Origin of the sequence: Flavobacterium hankyongi, from assembly GCF_036840915.1 — a bacterium.
Classification (GTDB): domain Bacteria; phylum Bacteroidota; class Bacteroidia; order Flavobacteriales; family Flavobacteriaceae; genus Flavobacterium; species Flavobacterium hankyongi.
Genome location: NZ_CP085725.1, coordinates 3,217,554 through 3,238,346, shown reverse-complemented (window position 1 = coordinate 3,238,346; position 20,793 = coordinate 3,217,554). Strand labels below are relative to the sequence as shown.

The window sequence follows — 20,793 nt, the reverse complement described above, 5'->3', positions numbered from 1 at the left end:
TCAACTACAAACAGTACAAAGACACTGATGAGAACAGATGCATTTGCTTTAAGACACATTGGCCCGAGAGAATCTGACCAACAACACATGTTCAAAACAATTGGCGTAAAAGACATGGACCAATTGCTTTACGAAACTTTTCCAGACGGAATCCGTTTAAAAGAAGATATTAAATTAGACCCTGCCATGACTGAATATGAGTATTTAACTCACATTACTCAGTTAGGTGCAAAAAATAAAGTATTCAAATCATACATTGGTTTGGGTTACCACCCTGCAGTTGTTCCGCCTGTAATTCAAAGAAACATTTTTGAAAACCCAGGATGGTACACTGCTTACACTCCGTATCAGGCAGAAATTGCTCAAGGACGTTTAGAAGCTTTATTAAATTTCCAGACTACCATTATCGAATTGACTGGAATGGAAATTGCAAACGCTTCGTTATTGGACGAAGGTACTGCTGCTGCTGAAGCTATGGCGTTACTTTTTGACGTTAGAACACGCGATCAAAAGAAAAACAACGTTAATAAATTCTTTGTTTCAGAAGAAATTTTACCACAAACGTTGTCAGTTTTACAAACCAGATCAACTCCACTAAATATTGAATTAGTTGTTGGTAATCATGAAACTTTTGATTTCTCAGCTGAGTATTTCGGAGCGATTTTACAATACCCAGGAAAATATGGTCAAATTCATGACTACGCACAATTTATAGCAAAAGCGACAGAAAATGAAATTAAAGTAGCTGTTGCTGCTGATATTTTATCTTTAGTAAAATTAACTCCTCCAGGAGAACTTGGTGCTGCAGTTGTTGTAGGCACTACACAACGTTTTGGTATTCCAATGGGATTTGGAGGACCTCATGCTGGTTTCTTCGCAACTAAAGAAGAATACAAACGTTCAATGCCGGGTAGAATCATTGGAGTTTCTATCGATGTAAACGGAAACCGCGCCTTACGTATGGCATTAGGCACTCGTGAACAACACATTAAACGTGAAAAAGCAACTTCAAACATCTGTACTGCACAAGTTTTATTAGCAGTTATGGCTGGTATGTATGCTGTATATCACGGACCAAAAGGATTACAATATATTGCTAATAAAGTTCATGCTTCGGCAGTAACTACAGCAAAAGCATTGGCTTCTTTAGGGATCAACCAAATCAATTCGAATTTCTTCGATACTATTTTAGTAAAAGCAGATGCTGATAAAGTAAAAGCGATTGCAGAGAAAAACGAATTCAATTTCTTCTATCCTAACAAAGATTGTGTTTCTATTTCTTTTAACGAAACGACTTCAATTGCTGATATCAACACTATCATCGCTATCTTCTCTGAAGCAGCAGGTAAATCAGCAGTTCATGTTTCTGAATTAGCAAATGAAAACCAAATTCAAAATAGCTTAGTAAGAACCTCAACGTTCTTACAACACGACGTATTCAACAACCACCATTCAGAAAGTCAGTTGATGCGTTACATCAAAAAATTAGAGCGTAAAGATTTATCATTAAATCATTCTATGATCTCTTTAGGTTCTTGTACTATGAAATTGAATGCGGCGGCAGAAATGCTTCCACTTTCAATGCCAAACTGGAACAGCATCCACCCTTTTGCACCGGCTGATCAAACACAAGGTTACTTAACCATGTTGAAAAAACTAGAGCAACAATTGAATGAGGTAACTGGTTTCAAAGGCACTTCATTACAACCTAACTCAGGAGCACAAGGAGAATATGCTGGTTTAATGGCTATTCGTGCGTACCATATCTCTCGCGGTGAAGGACACAGAAATGTATGCTTGATCCCTTCTTCAGCTCACGGAACAAATCCAGCTTCTGCAGCAATGGCGGGAATGAAAATCATTGTAACGAAAACAACTCCAGAAGGAAATATCGATGTAGAAGATTTAAAAGCAAGAGCTATTGAACACAAAGATGATTTATCTTGTTTAATGGTAACGTATCCATCAACTCACGGAGTATACGAATCTTCAATTATTGAAATTACTCAATTAATCCATGATAATGGCGGATTAGTATATATGGACGGCGCCAACATGAATGCACAAGTAGGTTTAACAAATCCTGCAAAGATTGGTGCTGATGTTTGTCACTTAAACTTACACAAAACATTTGCTATCCCTCACGGTGGTGGTGGACCTGGTGTTGGGCCAATTTGTGTGAACGAAAAACTAGTAGACTTCTTACCAACAAATCCAGTTGTATCTACTGGAGGAAAAGATGCAATTTCTGCTATTTCAGCTGCACCGTACGGATCCGCTTTAGTATGTTTGATTTCGTATGGTTACATTACCATGTTAGGTGCTGAAGGATTACGTTCATCAACAGAACATGCGATTTTAAATGCCAACTATATGAAAGCGCGTTTAGAAGAACATTATCCAGTTTTATATTCTGGTGAAATGGGACGTGCAGCTCACGAAATGATTTTAGATTGCCGCTCTTTCAAAGAAAACGGAATTGAAGTAGGTGATATTGCAAAACGTTTAATGGATTATGGCTTCCACGCTCCAACGGTTTCTTTCCCAGTAGCAGGAACATTAATGGTAGAACCTACAGAGTCAGAAGATTTAGCTGAATTAGACCGTTTTTGCGATGCCATGATTTCAATTAGAAAAGAAATTGCTGAAGCAAATGCTGAAGACACTAACAACCCATTAAAAAATGCGCCACATACATTAGCAATGTTAACTTCAGATACTTGGGAGTTACCATATTCAAGAGAAAAAGCAGCGTATCCATTAGAGTATATTTATGACAATAAATTCTGGCCTTCTGTACGTCGTGTTGACGATGCGTATGGTGACAGAAACTTAGTTTGTTCATGTGCTCCTATCGAAGCCTACATGGAACACTAAAAATTTCAATTCATTTAAAATCCCAAATTCCAATACGGTTTTTGGGATTTTTTTCTTAATTTAATTTTGAATGAAAGACATAGAAAATCAAGAAGACTTATATTTACTTGTAGATGAGTTTTACAAAAAACTACTTGCTGATCCTTCTATCAGTTATATTTTTACCGATGTGGTTAAAATCAAGATACTGGAACATTTACCTATTTTAGTTACCTTTTGGTCACAAGCTATTTTAGGAACTGGAGGTTATACCAAAAACCTAACCGAGATTCATTTGGATATTGACAAGAAAGAACATCTTACTCCTGAATTATTCACTATTTGGCTAGGACATTTTAATACTACAGTAGATGAATTATTTGCAGGACCAAAAGCAGAACAAATAAAAACGCAAGCGTTGAGCATTGCCACAATCATGCAAATCAAAATTATAAATAGTAGAAAAGGCTAACTTAAGGTTAGCCTTTCTTTTTATTCTTTAATAAGTTTTTTAACTATTCTTTTCCCTTCCGAAAGAATTTCGAGCATATAATATCCCCTGGTTAATTTTTCTACATTCAACTCCTTGACAAAACCATTTGCCTCTAAAACTTCTTTTCCTGAAACATCATACACAACAGCTTTATCAATTGAAATATTATCTACAGAAGACAACTTCAAAACATCTTTTACAGGATTTGGATACACTTCAAAATTTAAATCAGAACCAAGATCAACAGTACTTAATGTAGCTGGGCAACTTATAGCAGTAATTGTATTTTTTTGCACTGTGGTATTATCCCCCAACTGCCCCACATGATTTTGACCACAACCATACAAACTTCCATCAGACTTCAAGACAAGAAATGAATAAATATTTATACCAATATTTGAAGAATAATTAGTACCACTCACTTGCATTGGCGTATTAGAAGATGAATATGAAGGTTGTGAAATTTGGCCTAATGTATTATCACCCCATGCCCAAAGTGTACCATCTGATTTTACGCCAACAAAATTATTCTGAGTAGTTTTTACATTTGCCCAAACACTTGGATAAAAAATTTGGGTGAATGCAGTATATGAATTTGTATGAATTTGTCCAGTCATAAACAATCCACCATCGTCTCTAATGGCAACAGTCCCGTTAACTGAACCATCAATTTTTACATAGTTATTTGCACCAGGAATTAAATAGGGAACATTTTGATTCACCATAGTCCCATTCCCTATTTGCCCACTTCCATTATGACCCCAAGTATATACTTTATTATAATTTTTCAATAAAACAACATGATATCTACCAGCATCTATATCACTATTATCTGTTGAAATACCCAATTGTGTTGGTGTTGCTTGAGCTCCTCCAGTTCCATTACCCATTTGCTCTCTATCATCACTACCCCACATCCATATTGTTCCATCTGTTTTAAGACCTGCAGAAAAATTTTCTCCACCAGAAACTTTTGCCCAATTTGTAGCTGTCCCTATTTGAACAGGCTGAAGTCTATTTGTCGCAGAACCATCCCCTAATTGATTAGCGGTGTTTTGCCCCCAACCCCATAAAGTACCATTAGACTTAATTGCAAACGAATGGTAGTAACCTGTATATACGCCCACCCAATCATTTGCTGTTCCAATTTGAACTGGTTGAGTCCTATTGGTAGTTGTACCATCTCCTAATTGCCCTACATTATTATATCCCCACGCCCACAATGTTCCGTTAGAAGCTAATGCAACCGTGTGATACATTCCCGAATCAATTTTTTGCCAGCATTGTGCATTACTGCCCAAAGCAGTCAATAAGAAAAATAAAAATAGTTTTGTTTTCATAGTTGCTCATTTTATTGAACCAAAAATACCTTTAGGTTCAATTCTATTTTTACGGCAACTTCTGAATGGTATTTATCGATTGCTGAAATTTACTGCAACTCCTGAAGAAGACTAATCAGTTCTTCTTTTTTTTCTTTAGAAACCGGAATCCTATCCCCTTTTTCCATTTCGATGTAAGTGCCATCTTTCTTAACTATTTTATGAAGGTATTTCAGGTTCACTAAATATGAGCGATGCGGTTTATAAAAGAGTTCTTTATTTTCGAGTAAGTCCGAGAAGTACTTCATCGGTTTGCTGATTAGAATTTTTTTATCATTATTGAGAAAAAAGTTTGTGTACATACCATCTGCTTCGAGGTAACAAATTTCATTGGTTTTTATAAAAAGAACCCCTTCTTCAACTGGTAATGCAATTTTATTGAACTTTTCTGTCGCCAATGTATTTTTAAGTTCTAACAATCTTAGCTGAAGCTGACTCTGATTAATTTTATTCGATACTTTTTTTACCGCTTCCTGTACTTTATTTGGGCGTAAAGGTTTCAACAAATAATCAATTGCAGAGAATTCAAAAGCCTGTATCGCAAATTCACTGTATGCCGTAGCAAAAATCAAATCGAAAGTAACATCCTTAACATCTATATAATCAAACAATTCCAAACCAGAATGTTCTGGCATTTCTATATCCAGAAAAACCAATTGAAAATCGTTCTCTTTTATCAGCTCAACACCTGTCATTAAATTTTCGGCCAGAAAAATTTCGGTGATATCAGGACAATATTCTTCTAATATTGCTTTGAGTAATTGTCTGGCTTTTGTTTCGTCGTCTATAATGAGTACTTTCATATTAATCTTTTTTTACAGGAATCCTCAACACTACTTCTGTTCCTCTTGCTATATTATTTTCATCAAACAAATCATTAATCTCGATACCAACTTGATCTTTCATGTTTTGATTTATCAATTGAAAACGATCAACACTAGCTTGTGTAGCAAATGATTTGTGCTTTTTATTTTTATTGATTACCAAACTTCTTTCACGACCTATTCCGTTATCCTTTATTTTACAAACAATCATCTCATCTGTATCTTTTTCAATGGAGATAAGTAATCGCCTATCACTTTTTTTATGAAGCAAACCATGCTTGATTGCATTTTCTACAAATGGTTGTATCAAGAAAGATGGAATTTTAGTCGTGTATATATCTAATTTATGGTCAATATTTAATTCGTAAACAAAATCCTCATCAAATCGAAGCTTCTCTAATTTTAAATACAGTTTAAGCGTTTCTATTTCGTCATTCAACATAATACTATCCTCTTGACTGTGTTGAAGATAGCTACGCATCAAATCGGCAAAGTCGCCTAAATAGTTTGAGGCTTGTTCTTTTTTATTTTGTAAAATAAATTCTTGAATACTATTGAGAGCATTGAACATAAAATGAGGATTCATTTGCGCATTCAGCGCTGCCAATTTCGATTTGTTTATCTCTTTACTGAGCTTTTCTTTATCAATTTCAGTTTTCGATTTTTGCAACAAATAATTTATTCGCAATCTGTAAATAAATAAAAGCGTCAAAATAGTTAATACAAACACAAGTGTTATAAACTGCCATTTTTTCCAAAATACAGGTTCAATTTCAAAAATAAATTCTTTGCTTGCAGAAACATTCACACCATCAGTAAGCTGAACCTCAAAAACATACTCCCCAGCAGGCAATTTGTTATAAACCGCTATGTTGTCAAAAAAATCAGAGGACTGCCATTGATCATCATATCCTTTTAATCTGTAACGATACTTTAAGTTTCTTTTATCTAGAAAACTAACAGCTTTAAAACTAAATTGTAATGTATTTTCATTTGCAGGCAATAAAGTATCATTTTTCACCTCATCGGCACCATTAACAAAAACTCTATTAATAAATACTTCGGGTAATTTTTTCTTTTTTTGAATGGTATTAAAATCAAAACATTGCAATCCTTTAGAAGAAACCACATAAATCATACTTCCCAAAACTTCAAAATCAAGTATTGCATTCGAAAGTAAACCTTCTGCTTTTGTAAAATCGAGATGCTCTTTAAAATCTGCATCAAAACGCTGTAATCCTTCGTTTGTGGCTACATAAACATAAGGTTTATGGTATATAATTTTTACAATCCTTTCAGACAACAACCCCTTTTTAGAAGTTAAATGCTTTGTCAATTTATTTTTATGGAACACATAAATCCCTGTGTTGGAACTCACCCAAACCTGATTGTTAATTCCTAAGATACCATTACTAAAAATTTCATCTTTCCCTGCTTTAACTTTTTTGAATTTTCCCTTTTGTTTTATTTCCAATCCTGTTGAAGAAGCCAGCCACATTGTATTATTTTCCTCATCATTAAAGACACCATATGTACGAGTTGCATAACCCAATTGATGGTTGTTTTTCAGTTTATCCAAACAAAACAATCCAGAACGAGTCACATAAAAAACCGAATCATTTTTTTTGTTTTCAAAAACATCATATTTATTGTAATCGTTTTTATAAAGCTGCTGCTTTACATCACCATCAAAGACTTTATCATTTACATAAACTCGATTTGATTTAGGCTCATATTTCAAAAACTCAATTTTATTAAAGCCTTTACTTTTTATAGTTAGTTTGTCCTTATCGAGAGCATAAATATTTCCTTTAACACCACCCAAAAGCATTGCATTATTCTTGGCTGTTATTTGAGAGATATCATCTTCTTTTAATAATGAAACATTTGAATAATCAATTACATTCATGTTTGGAATCATAATAATCCCTTTACCAAAAGTACACAGCCATACATTTCCTTCCCGATCTTCTAAATAGGCCGAAATAAAATAGTTACTAAAAAGTTTATTATTACCAAATAATGGAGTCCCATCTGTGCGATAACAATAGGCTCCGTTTTTTGACCCTGCTAACCAAATCAAATTTTTATACTTTGACATCAAAGGGCGATACGTTACCGAACCATCATTAGGTAGTGGATAGTTTACTGATTTAAGTAAACCGTTATTTTTTTGCAAAAGCGCTTTGTTGGACAAATTGGCAAAATACAAGAACTGTCCACCTTTTTTATAATACAGATGGTTTTGTATTATGGAAAGGCGTGGAATTTCCATTACCGATGCTTCCACTTTCCCATTACTCAAACAGTACTTCTTTTCATCATTCCAAAAATATATTTTGAATTTTTCGTCACATGAAAGTTTTTCAGCAATGTCATCTTTAAAATCAAAAAGTTTTGAAAAGGTTTTACTTTTAGAGTCATATTGTATCAAATCTTTACAGGACACAACAAGTTTATTTTGGTCGTCAAACTCTATAAAAAAACTACTTGCAATATAACGAAACGGAATCTGGCAATACACCTTTAATGCATTATTTTCAACCACAAGAACTTGTCCGCTTAGATTGTGACAAAAAATTTGACCATCTTTATCAGTTGTAAGCCCAAACAAAGACAAATCTTTTATTCCTTTAGCTTGAATCGAACTAAACAATGCTCCATCATAAGCATACAAGCCGTTGTTTGTAGAGAGCCACACTTTATTATCCTTTGCCTGCAATGCACTATAAATGTTTGTACCAGCTAGGTCCTCATCTCCTACAATATAATGGGAAGGCTGCTGCGCAAAACACGACAATGTAATTAGCAAAAAAAGATATCTTAATAGCATACTTAACCAAATTTACAACATAAAGCCTCTTGATTATGAGCAACCTTTTAAAAATACGTTTTGAACTTCTGAAATTTTGATAGTAATAATACGGTATCATAAAAAAAAATACCAAATAAAAACAACATTAATAATTTTATAACTTTTTATTTACACTTTTAATAAAAATATACAAAACAAACCTAATTACTAACAATACGTTAGTATTATCGTTAATTTAGTATCAACTTAAACTACCTACATGAATATCAGAATAACAGGATCGGGAAGCTATATTCCAACAGAAATAGTAACCAATAAAGATTTTGCCAAACACGTTTTTTTAAACGATGATGGGACTCCGTTTCCGTTACCCAATGAAACCATTACCGAAAAATTTTATGACATTACTGGAATTGAAGAACGCCGTTATGTTACTAATGATTTACTCACCTCTGACATTGCTACTATTGCTGCCAAGAAAGCCATTGCAGATGCAGGTATAAACCCAGAGGAACTCGACTACATCATTTTTGCCCACAATTTTGGAAATGTAAAACAAGGCGCCATTCAAACCGATATTTTACCGAGTCTAGCGACCCGTGTTAAATTTGATTTACGTATCAAAAACCCAAAATGTGTGGCTTACGATATGCTCTTTGGCTGCCCAGGATGGATTGAAGGCGTAATTCAGGCACAGGCATTTATCAAAGCTGGAATGGCTAAAAAATGTTTGGTTATAGGTGCCGAAACTTTATCTCGCGTTGTTGATATCCACGACAGAGACAGTATGATTTATTCAGATGGTGCTGGAGCCACTATAATAGAAGCTACTGATGAAGAAGGCGGAATTTTAGCCCACGAAACTGCTACTTTCACATATGACGAAGCTTATTATTTATACTTTGGAAACTCATTTAATAAAGACCACGACCCTGATGTGCGTTACATTAAAATGAATGGCCGTAAAATATACGAGTTTGCATTAAATAATGTCCCAAAGGCAATGGCTGCTTGTTTAGACAAAAGCGGTATCGCTATTTCTGAGGTTAAAAAAGTATTGATTCACCAAGCAAATGAAAAAATGGACGAAGCCATTATTCAGCGTTTTTATAAAATTTACAAGCATACCCCTCCCGAAGGTGTGATGCCTATGAGTATTCATAAATTAGGAAATTCGAGTGTAGCAACTGTCCCTACACTTTATGACTTAATCATAAAAGGCGAACTAGATAAGCAGCAACTTAACAAAGGAGATGTGATTATTTTTGCCTCGGTAGGTTCAGGTATGAACATCAATGCGATTGTGTATAGATATTAGCTTCGACTTCGCTCAGCTAACAAGACTACATTCAGTTAATATACAACATCTATGAAAAAACCTCTCGCTGTGAGAGGTTTTTTTATTGCTACAATTCATTTTTAACTCCAGTTTGTTTTTAAGAATTTCAAAGTTCTCTTTTTAAAGTTGTAATTTCTCGAGTTTATACAAAGTATATTTATGTAATGAATTTATGGCTTTGGCTCTAATACTCAACACTAAATCAAATGTATCTGTATGTTTTCTAAAAAAACTGTGGTTTGAAGCCCGGCAAAACACTCTGTTCACTACTATCTATAGTATTGATTTCCTTTTTTACAGGACACTATTTGATTTGTGTATTTCGAAGTCCTCTTTTATTTTATTATAAGTATTATTTTGTTCATCTTTTATGAAATGTTGTGCTGTTTTAGAAGTCTTCACCTTGCAATAACATTGAAAATTAATTCCTTTATGTTTTATTATTGAGATTTTGAATAGCCCAAATTAACAATGCATTTTTCTCTTTTGGAAGCCCTAATTTTTCGATAATTTTACTTCGATGTCCTTCCACTGTCTTTTCTGAAAGAAAGAGTAATTCAGCTATTTGTTTAGAGGTTTTGTGGCTAGCAACCAGTTGGATTATTTTCCTTTCTGAAAGTGTCAACTGACTTAGTTTATCATCTGAATTAGAAAGTGAAATTTGATAGTTTAACAATAATGAACTCGAATAATACTTCTTTCCTTCGGCAATATCTTTTAAACAGTTTTCCAAATCAGGGGATGCCTTTTCTTTTAAAACATAACCATCAACCTTGTATTCTTTAGCTTTATTCAAGATGCTCACTTCGTTGTGCATTGTTAAAAGAATAATTTTTGTTCGTAGCTTGGCTTCGTAGACTTTTTGCAAAACTTCCAAACCATCTATCCCTGGCATGTTAAGATCTAAAACTGCTACATCAGGCAAATAGAGTTGGATATAGTTTAGAGCTGCTATTCCGTTTGAACAAACGTGAACTACATTATATCCCAAATTTTCAATATAGTTTTTTGTTCCATTTAATGTTAATGGATGGTCATCTGCTATTACAACTTTCATTTTTATTTTTTTTGAATTTCCACCTCAATCTTTGTTCCTTTTTCATTTGAAGTAATTTGTGCAGAACCACCTATGGCTTTGCTTCTCTCTAAGATATTATGTAATCCAAAAGCATCTTTTTTGAGAAGTGTCTCTTCCACATCAAATCCTTTTCCATTATCAATAATTTCAAGATAATACTTACTTTGACTTTCTACAAAACTCACTCGGGCAGCAAAAGCATTTGAATATTTAATAATGTTTGATAGCGCTTCCTGAACAATTCTATACAGTTGCAGTTCATTTTCTTTGGAGAGAGAATCCGTGTACTCAATATTTGTAGAGATCATAAAATCATGATGATTTTGCATTCGTTCCACTAGGTTTTCAACACTAGAACGAAATCCAATTTTATCGAATAAGACAGGATGTAAATTCCGACTAATTGTACGTATATCATTAATGATCAAATCTATCTTTGAATTTAGCTCTTCATGATTTTGTTCCGTCAAACTTTTTAGGTTAAGTAATTCATGGCTAACACTATCGTGTAAATCTGTAGCAATTCGTTTACGCTCTTCCTCTGTTTTATCCAACAAATTTTTGGTGAATTTTTGAGATTGAAGCTTTTCTGCTTTTAGCTTTTTTTGCTTTTGCTTTAGAAAGTAAATTATGGCTCCTAAAAACAATACTATAAATGCAGAAATTAAACTCCCGATAGCCACATTCTTTTTGGAAATGGTTTCTTTTTGAATTTTGATTTCTTGCTCTTTCTTTTGTGTTTGATACCTTGTTTCAAGCTCAATAACCTTGTTATTCATTTTTTCATTTCCAAGACTATCAGAAGCTTCTTGATATAAGCTATAAAATTCAAGTGCTTTTTTATATTGTTTTTTCCATAAAGCGTCTTGGTATAATATGTTATAGGCATTAATTAAATCTTGATAACTATTTTCTTCTTTAAATTCAGCTATTGCTTGAACAATTTTTTGAGGATCTTTTATGCTTTTATTTTTTTTAATTTCTAGTAATGCTTCAGCTTTATTAAAATCTGCTGTTGTATAATCAGAATTGAGTAACAGTACATCTGATTTTATCTCACTAAGCACTGAAGTTGCTTCCTCTAATTTATTATCATCGAGCTTTGAAGAAAAGTCTAACAAAAAAAGGGAAACTTTCATCGATGGGTCTTTTATCTTCCTCTTTTTGAAAGCGACAAGAACAGAATCTATTAATTTTCTCTTTTCTTGTTTTCTATTTAATTCCTCTAGTAATTCTATTTTATTATACAGACAAATAAAAAGATTCGTTTCATTCTTCTTACTATTCAAATTGTAGTAGGCTATTGATTTGTTTAAGTTTATTTCTGCATTTTTATAATCTTTTGAGGCTAAATAAACAGGATAAATATAAAAATAAACACTTCCTAGAATATCTTTTTGATCTGTTTGCTTTAATAATTCCAACGCTTTCAAATTGTATTCAATGGCTAAGTCTTGTTGACCAAGATTAAAATTACACCAAGCAATTCTCATCCAATTCGACGCTTTGAAATAACAAGTTTCATAATCAATAACCTCTACATGTTCTAACTGTTTGAAACTTTCTATTGCTTTTTCAAATTGTCCTTTGTTTGCATAATACTGACCACAAAAAACACTCACAAACCATACGTTTTTTTTATCCTCTATTTTAAAAGCATATTTTTTATTGAATTCATCTATTTTAAACTTCAAATCGTCACTAAACGATTGAAATCTATTGGCTTTGTTTGCAACAATCTCTAATATTTTAGCTGCTTTTGTGTAATTACCTTTGGCTATATTTTGCGAATAGAATTTATTTAAAACTTCATTATAATTCTCCTTAAAAAAATTATTCTCATCCCGCAACCATTCTGATGTGGCATCTAATCGCTCTATTTTAGGTTCCTTATAAATGTATAATTGTTCTGTTTGGTTTTTACACGAAGTCATTACTATAAAAGCCAATAGAACAAATAGAAAATGCTTAACCATTGTTTCCTTTTTTAGCAAAAGTATTGATTATAAAATTGGCGACAATACTCCATTTAAATTTCAGGGGTTTCCCCTTGTTTTTTAAGAAATGGTCATTCTTGAAATTTGCATTGTATGTATTAAAATAAATAATAATGAAAAAACTATTACTCAAAAGATTTATGACAATCACGAGAATTATAGCAATTTGTTTGTTTAGTTCTTTAGGTTGGGCACAAACACCACCACCTACTACACTATTCCCTAATCAGGTCTATGCAGGAAATGCTACCACTGTGGGTCAATTGAATGTGAGTTCCTCAGGAAGTTTAAAATTTTACACTGTGGCTAACGGAGGAACAGCTATTCCAATTTCAACTTTACTAGTAGATAATACTACTTATTATTTAAGCCAAACTGTTAGTGGTGTAGAAAGCACTTCTAGAGTTTCAATTAAAGTACGTCGCATCTCTGAAAGTACACAAACTCTTACTGGTGTGAATACAGTGGCTAATTTAGTAAGTACTCCAAGCAGTGGCTCTACCGCTCGATGGTTTAATGTTGCAGGTGGAGGATCACCACTTCCTAGCATAACAGTTTTAGCAACAGGAAATTATTATGTGGATCAAATAATTCCCGCAGGGGTAGCGACCTTAGCCTCAGGATTTAATATGCCTTATGGGTTAGCGATAGAATCTGATGGAAAAATATTACTATCTGAAGCAAATGGCGGCGTCATTAAACGAATGAATGCAGACGGTACCAACAGTACTAATTTAATAACAGGATTAAATGGTCCTTATGCGATAGCTTTGCAAACAGATGGTAAAATAGTATTTGCAGAGAGTGGTGCAGGTGTAACGCCAACTGCCATTAAAAGGGCAAATGCCAATGGAACAGGAATTCAAACTTTGTATACTGGAGATGCCTCTCAAGAATTTTTTGCTGTGGCCATTCAGGCAGATGGAAAAATTATATTCAGCGATCAAAATTATGTTTACAGAATAAATTCAGACGGAACAGGAATAACTACTTTAACCAATGCTGGCGACGTGCTAGGACCCCAAGGCCTTTTCGTGCAAAGTGATGGTAAAATTTTAATAGCAGACTCTTTCAATGGCGCTGTGAAAAGAATGGATGCTGATGGTACTAACTTAACGACATTGATTTCAGGGTTAAGCTTTCCGCGAACAATTGCTAGCTTATCTAGTGGTAAATTAGTCATTTCAGAATTAATGGGTGGAAAAATTACCACTTACAATTCAGATGGTACAAATCCTGTAATTATTGGAAATACAACTAATTTCACGAATCCATCGGGTATTGGAGTAATTACTGATGGAAAAATTCTGGTAACAGATACTGATAGTAACACCTTAAAACTCATATATGAAGAATCCAATACCAATAGGGCTTTAGTAGGTGTAACCATTATTCCATCGCCGCCTACCACTACTTGGACCAAACAAATATATGCAGGTGCAAAAACTATTTCAGACCTACAAGTAACAGGTACTAATGTAAAATGGTACAGTACTTCTACGGGAGGAACTGCGTTAGACACTTCAACTCTTTTGGTTAGCGGTAATACTTATTATGCTACGCAAACAATCAGTGCCATTGAAAGTACCTCAAGACTGGCGGTCACCGTAAATAAAATATCAGAAGCTTCTCAAATTGTTAATAATGGAAGTACTATAGCAAACTTAACAACTACACCAAGCGTTGGGGCTACTGCACAATGGTTCTCTAATGCTTCAGGTGGAACGGCTTTATCTAGTAGTCAATCCATTTCTAGTGGAGTTCTTTATGTAGAAGAAAATGCATCAGGTGTGACTAGTAATCGTGTTTCTGTGGTGATATCTATTGCACCAGCAGCTCCAACCACTTTATATCCTACACAAATTTATAAAGGAGACACGAATAACCTAACCAGCTTACAAGCCACAGGAACTGGGGTTAAATGGTATACTACACCAACAGGAGGAACTGCGCTTGCTAATACCACTCTCTTAACTGATAATACAACTTACTACGCGAGTCAAACTGTTAGCTTTGTAGAAAGTTTAACAAGAACTCCCGTAACGGTAAAACGTATATCTAATGCTACCCAAAGCGTTCCTTATGGTAGTACCTTCGCTAATTTAATTACTACTCCAAGCCCAAGTGCAACTATAGAATGGTTTTCTGTAGCTACGGGAGGAACTGCCTTAGCAAGTAATACCACATTAGCTAATGCAACCTATTATATACAACAAACGCTTTCAGGTGTAGTTTCAAACCGAATTTCAATTCCGGTAACTTTAACCTGTGTAGCCCCAGTAGTGAATACACAACCTAACAATGCTATTGCTTGTAATTTAAGCAATACCAGCTTTACTGTAGCAACAACAGGAGCTACTGCTTATCAATGGCAAGTGAATACAGGAGCTGGTTTTACTGATATTACCAATGGAAGTTTGTATTCTAATGCAACTACAAGTACATTGAATATTACAGGTGCTACTACTACTATGAACGGCTATTTGTACCGATGTGTACTAATTAACGGAGCAGCGGCTTGCTTTACGAATTCCAATTCAGCTACTCTAACGGTTTCTAATCCTACATTGACCCCATTAAGTCAAACGAATGTAGCGTGTAATGGAGGGAATTCTGGAGCAGCCACTGTAAATGTTGCTACAGGTGGTGTTGGTCCATATACATATGACTGGACGCCTGGAAATCCTTCAGGAGATGGAACCAGAACAGTAACTGGGCTAACAGCAGGTCTATGGACTTGTACAGTGACCGATGCGAATGGCTGTACGGCAACAAGAAATTTCACAATTACGCAACCTTCAGCACTGGCACTTAACCCTTCAAGCCAAACGAATGTAGCGTGTAACGGTGGTAGCAATGGAGCTGCTACCGTAAACGTGGCAACAGGCGGCGCAGGCGGATATACGTATGACTGGACTCCTGGTAACCCAACTGGAGATGGAACAAGGACAGTTACTGGTCTAACAGCAGGACTATGGACGTGTACTGTAACCGATGCAAATGGTTGTACTACTTCTAGAAATTTTACAATTACACAACCAACAGCAATTGTGGCAACTGCAGCTTCACAAACCAATGTTACTTGTAATGGCGATAACAATGGAGCAGCTTCTATCAATACACCAACAGGAGGTGTAGGAGGATATACCTATAACTGGACACCTGGAAATCCTACAGGAGACGGAACTACATCAGTAACTAATTTATCAGCAGGTACGTGGACCTGTACAGTAACCGATGCTAACGGATGTATTACTAGCGTTAACTTTACAATCACTGAACCTACTCCTCTATTAGTAACTGCAGGATCAATAACCGATGTGTCTTGCAATGGTGGAGCCGATGGAGCGGCTTCTATCACTACTCCTACAGGTGGTGTGGGTGGATATACGTATAATTGGCTTCCTGGCAATCCTACTGGTGATGGAACTACGTCAGTAACTGGCTTAACTGCGGGTACATGGACGTGTATTGTAACCGATGCGAATGGTTGTAGTACATTACAAAACTTTTCAATTGCTGAACCTATGGCTGTAAACTCTAATGTAACACAAACCTTAGGTATATTAACAGCTAATCAAAATGGAGCGACTTACCAGTGGTTTTCTTGTCCTAACACATTACTAACTGGCGAAACAAATCAAAGTTATACACCTACTGTAGCAGGTGACTATAAAGTACAGGTAACGGTTGCAGGTTGTACGGTAACTTCAAGTTGTGTTACAGTAACTACTCTTGGTTCAGCAGCATTCGATTTATTTACCAATTTCAAAATGTATCCTAACCCAACTAACGGAAGAGTAAATATCGATACAGATACAGACGGCGATGTTGCCATTGTTAACCAATTGGGGCAAACAGTAGCAACAATGCGTATGAAAGCTAATGTGACCAATACCATCAATATTGACCACTTAAGTGAAGGTACTTATTTTGTAAAAGGAATTAATGGAACCAACATTGCCACGCAACGATTAATACTTAAAAAGTAATTCTAATAAATTACATATATAAACTGCCTCAAAAGAGGCAGTTTGTTATTTAAGATTAATTTAAATCAGCGATTGACAATAATGAGTTCGATATTATATAAAGTTCATTTTATTCAATGTTAACTTAAATCTTTGATTGTTGTCACAGTAAATATACCCTTGAATTTCTCAACACCTTTTAGATCTAGTATCTTTCATTCATTGTTTAATTTTATAAAATTAATTCTATGTCTAGAAAAACTCAAATTCAACCACTATAGGTATGTGGTCCGAAATTTTTCGTGCTTCGTCAAGAGATTGAAAATTTTCATAAAAATGAATTGCTTTTCTATTTACAACCTTATTCTTTTTCCCATCAAACCAAATATTATCAAATTCAGAAGCCAAACAAGTATCTCTATTACATTCCTTTTTTAAGGATGTTTTTTGATTTTTAAAAACCGAAATATAGCCCATACTTTTAAGAGGATTAAAAACAGTATGTGATTGTGGACAGTTGAAATCACCAATAAAGATTAAGTTCAAATTTGGGTATTGGGATGGTAACAATTTAAAATACTTAATTTCTGTCTCTGGTTGTTTACTTTTGGTAATAGCGTGAAAATTAGCCAATGTAAATTCTTTAGTCCCTGATTTAAACGTAGCATAAAAAGGTTCTCTATCAATTAAGGTCTGATATTTTTTTTCCAACCATGGAGTCTCTTTAATTTTTAAAACATGACTTTTCCATAAAAAAGCATAACGTTCTGTTTTATACGTACTCCCTGAGGTTGGATCACTAACAACATACTCCCATTTTGCTTCCTTTCGATTCAAGGCATCTGCCAATTTTGCGACAGCTTGAGCACCACCATAACCTGCAACTACTTCTTGTATCGCTACAACATCAAAGTCACGTAACATGATAGCAATAAATTCAATATCCTCATCTGATTTTGATTTACCTATGTTTTCAACATTCCAGGAACACACCTTTATCTGAGCAGATACTGTACTGACAAATAGCAAACATATTAATAAACCGGTGTAGAAGTAACGCATCTTTACAATCTCTTTTTAATCTTCCCACTTACAAAGAGTGAAGCCAAATTCTCTAGCCTCTTCAATAGTCATTTTTTTTATAACATGCTTACAGGCACTTAATCCTCTACAATGTTCTTTATAGTGATATCTTGAGGCTCCTTTTGAAAAACAAACATAAACTTTTTCATCAGCAGAATGAAAAGTAATACATAATAATAGCAAACAAATTAATTTCATGGCGTATAAATATTAAGTTAATCCTGAAAGTAGCACTATTCTGTCTTCAGGGTATATGTATTTCCTCTTTTATCCTTGCCTTTAAGCATATCATAGCCTGTCCATTCTACCTCCACATCAAATACTCTTCCCAGCGAATCAGTAAGCATACCTGCTCCATACTTTCCTTTCACAATTACATTTCCTTTCACATGATTTTTTAGACTATCTGAACCTATCACGTCATAATCGTATTCATAATTATTATAAGTTCCTGTTCTGTATTCATACTTCCGCTCAGGATTTTTATGAAATGTCTGTGCTTCCTCGGGCGTAATTGTTTTTATATCTTCTGGGAGGATTTTTTCTACAAACGGAACAATTTTCTCTTTTGGTTTTGGGGTCTCTTGTTTACAAGAAACTGTAACTAAACCTATGAAAGTTATAAAAAGTAATTTTTTAATCATATTTAGTTTTATTTCAAAAGTAAGAGAACACAGAATATTATGGATACGGAAAACCGTAAAAACCAATCACTTTTAAGAATTAAATTACCATTAATTTTTATCTAATGTTAAAGAAAGCCATATTAATAGAAAATAAAAGCTCAATTACTACAAAACTAAATCAATTAGTTATTGAAAATGAACATAGAAAAGGAACAATTTCAATAGAAGACATCGGCTTTTTAGTTATTGACAATCAAGAAACATATATTAGTCTGCCTGCATTAAACTTGTTAATTGAAAACAATTCCTCTGTTATAATTTGTGGCAAAAATCACTTGCCTAATGGATTATTCTTAAATCTAAATAGTCATCACATTCAACAAGAAATATTTAAAAATCAAATAGAGGCAAGTCTCCCTTTAAAAAAACAACTTTGGCAACAAACGATAGTAGAGAAAATTACCAACCAGGGAATATTGTTAGAAAAAATTACGGCAAAGAAAAATAATTTTGACTTTTTAGCATCCAAGGTTTTGAGTGGTGATACTTCTAATATGGAAGGAGTTGCTGCAAATTTTTATTGGAAAACCTTTTTTGAACATCAATTTAAAAGAGAGCGTTTTGGTGATTATCCTAATAATTTTTTGAACTATGGTTATGCATTGCTCAGAGCCGCAACTGCAAGAGCACTTTCAGGAAGTGGTCTTTTAAATACGTTAGGAATTCATCATAAAAGCAAATACAATGCTTTTGCACTTGCAGATGATATTATGGAACCTTTTCGACCTATTGTAGATGAAAAAGTATACGAAATAATGCAACAATACCGAGAGCAAGAATTAAATACAGAAATAAAGTCCGAACTATTACAAATTCTAACTCGAACAGTTTATTTCAAAGAAGAAAAAAGTCCATTAATGGTTGCATTACAAAAAACGGCTAGTTCATTGCAGCAATGTTTTACTGGGGAACGGAAAAAGATAAAATATCCAAAACTATGGAGCTAAATGGATACCGAATTATGTGGTTATTTGTATTTTTTGATTTGCCAACAGAAACTAAAAAGGATAGAAAAAATGCCTCAGGCTTTCGAAACAATTTGTTGAAGGATGGTTTTAGCATGATGCAATATTCGGTATATATTAGACATTGTGCTAGCGGCGAAAGTGCAGATGTTCATGAGAAACGAATTCACAAATTGCTCCCCCCTTTAGGAAAAGTTTCAGTATTGCGAATAACCGACAAGCAATTTGGTAATATCTTGAATTTTTGGGGCAAGGCAGCAATACCCAAAGAGCCTCAGCCTACACAATTGGAATTATTTTAGGGCATTAAAAAATTTATCTTGAAACCATTTTTGAGGGTTATTATCAATATAGCTTGTAATGTAAAAAAATTGTTTTTCGTCTCTAATAATATGATCGTGAAAAGAACGATGCCAAGCAAAATCAACAAATCCTAAATTATGTATTTGCTTTGAGGTTGTCGTTTTTAAGGCTCCCATCAAACTTGAAACAGATTTTATTTTAACTTCTTTAACTTTTATTTTATTACTATCGATTTCTAAAATTAAATGAAAATGATTGGGCATGATTACATAATTATGAATCGCTACATAAGGATATTGCAATTCTAACCATTCAATTTTATTTTTTACAATTGCGCCATATTCATTCAATTGCATGATAATATTTTGGGAATTATTATCGGGATGTTGGACGGACAGGTCGCGACCTGTCCCTACGGGAATCACATTACCAAAACAACACAAATTATTTTTTACACAATTCGTGATAAAATATAAATTATTGCTGGAATAATCGAATCCAGACATTCGATTTCTTTTACGATTTTTCATGGCGAATATAAATTTTAAAAGGCTTTTATAGAATACTGAGATAAATTTATTGCTTTTTGAATTTAAAAATCAAAATTTTAAGAATGATTTATCATCAAAAGAATAAGCTTGCGGGCTATCTTCCAACAATGAAAATAAAAAAATACCTCAATCTTGCCTTATCACTGCAAAAAAGAAGCATTTTTTATTACGATATTTTAATATAAACACTTAAATATCAGAAGATAACAACTCAACTAATATCGTGTTTTCTAATCTTTAATCAAACCACAACACATTTCATCATCTTTTGAATTTTGCATTGAATATCGTGTTTTCTAATCTTTAATCAAACCACAACCAGTAGTAGAACGTAGTATCTTGTTAAATGAATATCGTGTTTTCTAATCTTTAATCAAACCACAACGTTTTTAAATCTAAACTTTTGGCTTACTTTAATATCGTGTTTTCTAATCTTTAATCAAACCACAACGA

General features: G+C 33.9%; 14 protein-coding genes and 1 CRISPR repeat array (1 of these 15 cut by a window edge). Of the genes, 6 read left to right on the top strand and 8 right to left on the bottom strand.

What is annotated here, in order from left to right:
- The first annotated feature begins 27 nt into the window (after positions 1-27).
- Both gcvP and LJY17_RS14695 read left to right on the top strand, forming a co-directional pair.
- The gene (gcvP, locus tag LJY17_RS14700) at positions 28-2,877 is read left to right on the top strand and encodes an aminomethyl-transferring glycine dehydrogenase (protein WP_264544565.1); all 2,850 of its coding nucleotides are present in this window, start codon (positions 28-30) and stop codon (positions 2,875-2,877) included.
- 70 nt (positions 2,878-2,947) lie between these two features.
- The gene (locus LJY17_RS14695; RefSeq protein ID WP_264544564.1) at positions 2,948-3,328 is read left to right on the top strand and encodes a group III truncated hemoglobin; all 381 of its coding nucleotides are present in this window, start codon (positions 2,948-2,950) and stop codon (positions 3,326-3,328) included.
- Positions 3,329-3,348: 20 nt separating this feature from the next.
- Here LJY17_RS14695 and LJY17_RS14690 read toward each other — a convergent pair whose 3' ends face one another.
- The 3 genes from LJY17_RS14690 to LJY17_RS14680 form a co-directional block, all read right to left on the bottom strand.
- Positions 3,349-4,689 (bottom strand): T9SS type A sorting domain-containing protein, encoded by a 1,341-nt coding sequence (locus LJY17_RS14690; RefSeq protein ID WP_264544563.1) that lies wholly within the window; start codon positions 4,687-4,689, stop codon positions 3,349-3,351.
- Positions 4,690-4,778: 89 nt separating this feature from the next.
- Positions 4,779-5,531, bottom strand: a complete 753-nt coding sequence (locus LJY17_RS14685) for a LytR/AlgR family response regulator transcription factor (protein ID WP_264544562.1) — start codon at positions 5,529-5,531, stop codon at positions 4,779-4,781.
- 1 nt (position 5,532) lies between these two features.
- Positions 5,533-8,385 carry a sensor histidine kinase gene (locus LJY17_RS14680; RefSeq protein WP_264544561.1) on the bottom strand — a complete coding sequence of 951 codons (2,853 nt, stop codon included), beginning with the start codon at positions 8,383-8,385 and terminating at the stop codon, positions 5,533-5,535.
- 241 nt (positions 8,386-8,626) lie between these two features.
- Here LJY17_RS14680 and LJY17_RS14675 point away from each other — a divergent pair, with 241 nt between their 5' ends.
- Positions 8,627-9,685 (top strand): 3-oxoacyl-ACP synthase III family protein, encoded by a 1,059-nt coding sequence (locus tag LJY17_RS14675; protein WP_264544560.1) that lies wholly within the window; start codon positions 8,627-8,629, stop codon positions 9,683-9,685.
- A 451-nt stretch (positions 9,686-10,136) separates the two neighbouring features.
- On the opposite strand, the gene LJY17_RS14670 is transcribed toward LJY17_RS14675, so the two are convergent.
- Together LJY17_RS14670 and LJY17_RS14665 are read right to left on the bottom strand one after the other, a co-directional pair.
- Entirely contained in the window at positions 10,137-10,763 is a 627-nt protein-coding gene (locus tag LJY17_RS14670; RefSeq protein WP_264544559.1) for a response regulator, read from the bottom strand.
- A 2-nt stretch (positions 10,764-10,765) separates the two neighbouring features.
- Positions 10,766-12,760, bottom strand: a complete 1,995-nt coding sequence (locus LJY17_RS14665; RefSeq protein WP_264544558.1) for a tetratricopeptide repeat-containing sensor histidine kinase — start codon at positions 12,758-12,760, stop codon at positions 10,766-10,768.
- Between the two features lie 134 nt (positions 12,761-12,894).
- On the opposite strand from LJY17_RS14665, the gene LJY17_RS14660 reads away from it, so the two are divergent.
- Positions 12,895-16,773: a T9SS type A sorting domain-containing protein gene (locus LJY17_RS14660; RefSeq protein WP_264544557.1), complete on the top strand. Its 3,879-nt coding sequence runs from the start codon at positions 12,895-12,897 to the stop codon at positions 16,771-16,773.
- Positions 16,774-17,004: 231 nt separating this feature from the next.
- Here LJY17_RS14660 and LJY17_RS14655 read toward each other — a convergent pair whose 3' ends face one another.
- On the bottom strand, positions 17,005-17,814 hold the full coding sequence (locus LJY17_RS14655) for an endonuclease/exonuclease/phosphatase family protein (protein WP_264544556.1): 810 nt from the start codon (positions 17,812-17,814) through the stop codon (positions 17,005-17,007).
- A 254-nt stretch (positions 17,815-18,068) separates the two neighbouring features.
- Positions 18,069-18,479 carry a hypothetical protein gene (locus tag LJY17_RS14650; protein WP_264544555.1) on the bottom strand — a complete coding sequence of 137 codons (411 nt, stop codon included), beginning with the start codon at positions 18,477-18,479 and terminating at the stop codon, positions 18,069-18,071.
- Positions 18,480-18,583: 104 nt separating this feature from the next.
- Between LJY17_RS14650 and cas1 the strand changes: the two genes are divergently transcribed.
- Together cas1 and cas2 are read left to right on the top strand one after the other, a co-directional pair.
- Positions 18,584-19,468 carry a type II CRISPR-associated endonuclease Cas1 gene (gene cas1 / locus LJY17_RS14645; protein WP_264544554.1) on the top strand — a complete coding sequence of 295 codons (885 nt, stop codon included), beginning with the start codon at positions 18,584-18,586 and terminating at the stop codon, positions 19,466-19,468.
- Positions 19,459-19,788 (top strand): CRISPR-associated endonuclease Cas2, encoded by a 330-nt coding sequence (gene cas2 / locus LJY17_RS14640; protein ID WP_264544553.1) that lies wholly within the window; start codon positions 19,459-19,461, stop codon positions 19,786-19,788. The genes cas1 and cas2 overlap by 10 nt, the downstream gene beginning before the upstream one ends.
- Here the strand turns inward: cas2 and LJY17_RS14635 are convergent.
- Positions 19,780-20,319, bottom strand: a complete 540-nt coding sequence (locus LJY17_RS14635) for a transposase (protein WP_264544552.1) — start codon at positions 20,317-20,319, stop codon at positions 19,780-19,782. The two genes, cas2 and LJY17_RS14635, sit on opposite strands and share 9 nt — an antisense overlap.
- A 238-nt stretch (positions 20,320-20,557) precedes the next feature.
- Positions 20,558-20,793: direct repeats of the CRISPR family, unit length 36 nt; unit sequence AATATCGTGTTTTCTAATCTTTAATCAAACCACAAC (it continues 2,171 nt past the right edge of the window).

Coding starts and splice junctions, on each gene's coding strand:
- LJY17_RS14660 (WP_264544557.1), top strand. CDS start 12,895: ATGAAAAAACTATTACTCAAAAGATTTATGACAATCACGAGAATTATA.
- LJY17_RS14685 (WP_264544562.1), bottom strand. CDS start 5,531: ATGAAAGTACTCATTATAGACGACGAAACAAAAGCCAGACAATTACTC.
- LJY17_RS14655 (WP_264544556.1), bottom strand. CDS start 17,814: ATGCGTTACTTCTACACCGGTTTATTAATATGTTTGCTATTTGTCAGT.
- LJY17_RS14680 (WP_264544561.1), bottom strand. CDS start 8,385: ATGCTATTAAGATATCTTTTTTTGCTAATTACATTGTCGTGTTTTGCG.
- LJY17_RS14675 (WP_264544560.1), top strand. CDS start 8,627: ATGAATATCAGAATAACAGGATCGGGAAGCTATATTCCAACAGAAATA.
- LJY17_RS14635 (WP_264544552.1), bottom strand. CDS start 20,319: ATGAAAAATCGTAAAAGAAATCGAATGTCTGGATTCGATTATTCCAGC.
- LJY17_RS14670 (WP_264544559.1), bottom strand. CDS start 10,763: ATGAAAGTTGTAATAGCAGATGACCATCCATTAACATTAAATGGAACA.
- LJY17_RS14665 (WP_264544558.1), bottom strand. CDS start 12,760: ATGGTTAAGCATTTTCTATTTGTTCTATTGGCTTTTATAGTAATGACT.
- LJY17_RS14650 (WP_264544555.1), bottom strand. CDS start 18,479: ATGATTAAAAAATTACTTTTTATAACTTTCATAGGTTTAGTTACAGTT.
- LJY17_RS14695 (WP_264544564.1), top strand. CDS start 2,948: ATGAAAGACATAGAAAATCAAGAAGACTTATATTTACTTGTAGATGAG.
- cas1 (WP_264544554.1), top strand. CDS start 18,584: ATGTTAAAGAAAGCCATATTAATAGAAAATAAAAGCTCAATTACTACA.
- cas2 (WP_264544553.1), top strand. CDS start 19,459: ATGGAGCTAAATGGATACCGAATTATGTGGTTATTTGTATTTTTTGAT.
- LJY17_RS14690 (WP_264544563.1), bottom strand. CDS start 4,689: ATGAAAACAAAACTATTTTTATTTTTCTTATTGACTGCTTTGGGCAGT.
- gcvP (WP_264544565.1), top strand. CDS start 28: ATGAGAACAGATGCATTTGCTTTAAGACACATTGGCCCGAGAGAATCT.